The sequence below is a fragment of the Actinosynnema sp. genome (genome assembly GCF_052038725.1).
In genome coordinates, this window is record NZ_JBQGCX010000063.1 from 1 (window position 1) to 3,987 (window position 3,987).

The following is a 3,987-nucleotide window of genomic DNA, read 5'->3' on the forward strand; positions in this document are numbered from 1 at the left end:
GGACACCGCCAAGCGCCCCCTCATGGGCGCCGAGGCGGCCCGCCGCAGCGAGGTGCTCGTCGTGACCGACGACAACCCGCGCAGCGAGGACCCGGCCGCCATCCGCGCCGCCGTGCTCGCGGGCGCTTTGGAGGTGCCCGAGTCCGAGCGCGGCGAGGTCGTCGAGATCGGCGACCGGGGCGCGGCCATCGCGCACGCCGTGTCGCTGGCCGTCGCGGGCGACGTCGTCGTCGTGGCGGGCAAGGGGCACGAGACCGGTCAGGAAGTCGCGGGCGTCGTGCACCCGTTCTCGGACGTCGACGCCCTCACCGGGGCGATCCAGGAGGCCCTTCGGTGATCACGCTGACCCTCGCCGAGATCGCCGAGATCGTCGGCGGCAGGCTGCACAACACCGACGGCTCGCCCGTCGTCAAGGCGGGCGTCGAGTTCGACACCCGCAAGCTGCTGCCCGGCGGGCTGTTCCTCGCCCTGCCCGGCGAGCGGGTCGACGGCCACGACTTCGCCGCCGCCGCCGTCGCGGCGGGCGCCGCGGGCGTGCTGGCGGGCCGCGAGGTCCCCGCGCCCTCGGTGATCGCCCCGCCGGTCGCCCTGGCCGACGAGCACGAGGGCGCCTACGTGCTGTCCGGCGACAGCGACGGCTCCGGCGCCGCCGTGCTCGCCGCGCTGGGCAAGCTCGCCAGGCACGTCACCGACAGGCTCACCGCGGCCGGGCTGACCGTCGTGGGCGTCACCGGCTCCTCGGGCAAGACGTCCACGAAGGACCTCATCGCCCAGGTGCTGTCCCCGACGGGCGCCACGATCGCCCCGCCCGGCTCGTTCAACAACGAGCTGGGCCACCCCTGGACCGCGCTGCGCGCCGACGAGGACACCGGCTACCTCGTGCTGGAGCTGTCCGCGCGCGGTCCCGGCCACATCGCCGACCTGTGCGCCGTCGCGCCCCCGAGGATCGGCGCGGTGCTCAACGTCGGCACCGCCCACCTCGGCGAGTTCGGCTCCCGCGAGGGCGTCGCGCGCACCAAGGGCGAGCTGGTCGAGGCCCTGCCCGAGGACGGCGTCGCGGTGCTCAACGCCGACGACCCGCTCGTGCTGGCCATGGCCGAGCGCACGAGGGCGAAGGTCGTGCTCGTCGGCGAGCACAGCAGGGCGCAGGTCCGCGCGGTCGACATCGTCCTCGACGAGCAGGCCCGCCCCGGTTTCACCCTCCTCACCCCGCACGGCAGCGCGCGCGTCCAGCTCGCCGTGCACGGTCCCCACCAGGTCGGCAACGCGCTCACCGCCGCCGCCATCGCGCTGGAGCTCGGGGCGACGCCCCAGCAGGTCGCCGACCGGCTCGGCTCGGCGAAGCCGATCTCCGCGCACCGCATGGAGGTCGTCGACCGCGCCGACGGCGTCACGGTCGTCAACGACGCCTACAACGCCAACCCGGAGTCGGTGAAGGCCGCGCTGAAGTCGCTGGCCACCATCTCCCGCTCCACCACCCCCGCGCGGCGCAGCTGGGCCGTGCTGGGGCCGATGGCGGAGCTGGGCGCCGACTCGGTGCGCGCGCACGACGAGATCGGCAGGCTCGCGGTGCGCCTGGAAGTCAACCGGCTGGTCGGCAGCGGTGAAGACGCCCGCGCGATGCACCAGGGAGCGCACCTGGAAGGATCATGGGGCGAGGAATCGATCCTGGTGCCGGATGTCGCTGCGGCAATCGAACTGCTGCGCGACGAGGTGCGGCCCGGTGACGTCGTTCTGGTTAAGGCATCCAACTCATACGGCCTGTGGCGGGTTGCCGAGGCTCTCCTGGAGGCGGGCAGCAAGTGAAGAGCATCCTGATCGCGGCGGCGATCGCGCTGATCACGTCGATCATGCTCACGCCGTACCTGATCAAGATCTTCTCGCGGCAGGGCTTCGGCCAGGAGATCCGCGAGGAGGGCCCGCAGAGCCACAAGACCAAGCGCGGCACGCCCACCATGGGCGGTGTCGCGATCCTGGTGGCGATGTGGGCCGGTTACCTCGGCGCGCACCTGGTGAACTCCATGTCCGCGTCGGCGCAGGACCAGACGCCCACCGCGTCCGGCCTGCTCGTCCTCATGCTCACCACCTCGCTGGGCGTCGTCGGCTTCCTCGACGACTTCATCAAGATCCGCAAGCAGCGCAACCTCGGCCTGAACAAGACCGCGAAGCTCGTCGGCCAGTTCGTGGCCACGATCATCTTCGCGGTGCTGGTCGTGCAGTTCCCGGACAACCAGGGCCTGACGCCCGCGTCGGTGAACCTGTCGTTCGTCCGCGACATCACGGTGGTCTCGTTCGGCGTCGTCGGCTTCGTGGTGTTCTGCTACGCGGCGATCAGCGCGTGGTCCAACGCGGTGAACCTGACCGACGGCCTCGACGGCCTCGCGGGCGGCACCTCGGCGATGGTGTTCGGCACCTACGTGGTGATCAGCTTCTGGCAGTTCCGCTACAACTGCACCAACATGCCGGTCGCCGGCTGCTACGACGTGCGCGACCCGCTGGACCTGGCGCTGGTGGCCGCCGCCGCGATGGCGGGCTGCATCGGCTTCCTGTGGTGGAACGCGGCCCCGGCCAAGATCTTCATGGGTGACACCGGCTCGCTCGCGCTCGGCGGTCTGGTCGCCGGCCTGTCCATCACCACCCGCACCGAGCTGCTCATGGTCGTCATCGGCGGCATGTTCGTGGTCGAGGCGCTGTCGGTGGTGCTCCAGGTCGCGGTGTTCCGCACGTCCCGGCGGCGGTTGTTCCGCATGGCGCCGTTCCACCACCACTTCGAGCTCGCGGGCTGGGCGGAGACCACGGTCATCATCCGGTTCTGGCTCCTCGGCGGCATCTGCTGCATGTTGGGCCTCGGCCTGTTCTACAGCGAGTGGCTCACCGCGGTCGGGAGCTGACCGTGGGGTTCCTGGCTGGACGTTCGGCGCTCGTCGCGGGCGCCGGGGTGGCGGGCCGCTCGGCGGCGGAGGCCCTGCTGGCGGCGGGCGCGACGGTCACCGTGACCGACTCCTCCGCCGACCGGCTGGCCGCCCTGAGCGAGCTGCTGCCCGGAGTCGACCTGGTGGCGGGGCTCGTTGCCCCGCCCGAGGGCGTCGACCTGGTGGTGACCAGCCCCGGCTGGCGCCCGGACAACCCCCTGCTGGCCGCCTCGGCGGCGGCCGGGGTCGAGGTGATCGGCGAGGTCGAGCTGGCGTGGCGGATGGCCGCCGAGCTGGCCGACCCGCCCGCGTGGCTGGTCGTCACCGGCACCAACGGCAAGACCACGACGGTGACCATGCTGGAGTCGATCCTGCGGGCGGCGGGGCTGGACGCGATCGCGTGCGGCAACGTCGGGCTGCCGGTGGTCGACGCGCTGCTCGCGGGGCACCGGGTGCTCGCGGTCGAGCTGTCGAGCTTCCAGCTGCACTGGTCGCCGTCCGTGCGGCCGACCGCCGGGGTGCTGCTCAACGTCGCCGAGGACCACCTGGACTGGCACGGGTCGCTGGAGGCGTACGCGCGGGCCAAGGCGGGCGCGCTGGTCGGGGACGTGGCGATCGCCGGGGTCGACGACCCGTACGTGGCGGCGCTGCTGACCGGGGCGCCGGGGACCGCCCACGTCGGGATCACCCTGGGGGAGCCCGAGGAGGGGCAGCTCGGGGTCGCGGGCGGCTACCTGGTCGACCGGGCGTTCGGCCCGGACAGCAGGCTGGCGGCGGTGGCGGACGTGACGCCCGGCGGTCCGCCCGGCATCGCGGACGCCCTCGCGGCGGCGGCGCTGGCGCGGGCCTACGGGGTGGCGCCGGAGGCGGTCCGCCAGGGCCTGCTGGACTTCCGGCCGGGCGACCACCGGGGTGTGGTCGTCGGCGAGGTCGGCGGGGTGCGGTACGTCAACGACTCGAAGGCGACCAACCCGCACGCGGCCGTGGCGTCGCTGCGCTCGCACGAGAGCGTGGTGTGGATCGCGGGCGGGCTGCTCAAGGGCGCGTCGGTGGTCGACCTGGTCAGGGCAGAGGC

Annotated in this window: 4 protein-coding genes; all 4 read left to right on the plus strand. The window is 73.2% G+C overall.

Annotation, left to right across the window (positions count from 1 at the left end; translation table 11 throughout):
- Window positions 1–337: glutamate ligase domain-containing protein (locus ACTUAL_RS01230; protein ID WP_440898961.1), on the plus strand; the 337-nt coding region annotated here is incomplete at its 5' end.
- The gene (locus tag ACTUAL_RS01235; protein WP_440898962.1) at window positions 334–1,806 is read left to right on the plus strand and encodes a UDP-N-acetylmuramoyl-tripeptide--D-alanyl-D-alanine ligase; all 1,473 of its coding nucleotides are present in this window, start codon (window positions 334–336) and stop codon (window positions 1,804–1,806) included. The genes ACTUAL_RS01230 and ACTUAL_RS01235, both read left to right, overlap by 4 nt.
- Complete coding sequence (gene mraY, locus ACTUAL_RS01240; RefSeq protein WP_096496463.1) at window positions 1,803–2,891, plus strand: phospho-N-acetylmuramoyl-pentapeptide-transferase; 1,089 nt, start codon at window positions 1,803–1,805, stop codon at window positions 2,889–2,891. Before ACTUAL_RS01235 ends, mraY begins: the two co-directional genes overlap by 4 nt.
- A gap of 2 nt (window positions 2,892–2,893) precedes the next feature.
- Window positions 2,894–3,987: UDP-N-acetylmuramoyl-L-alanine--D-glutamate ligase (gene murD / locus ACTUAL_RS01245; RefSeq protein WP_440898963.1), on the plus strand; the 1,094-nt coding region annotated here is incomplete at its 3' end.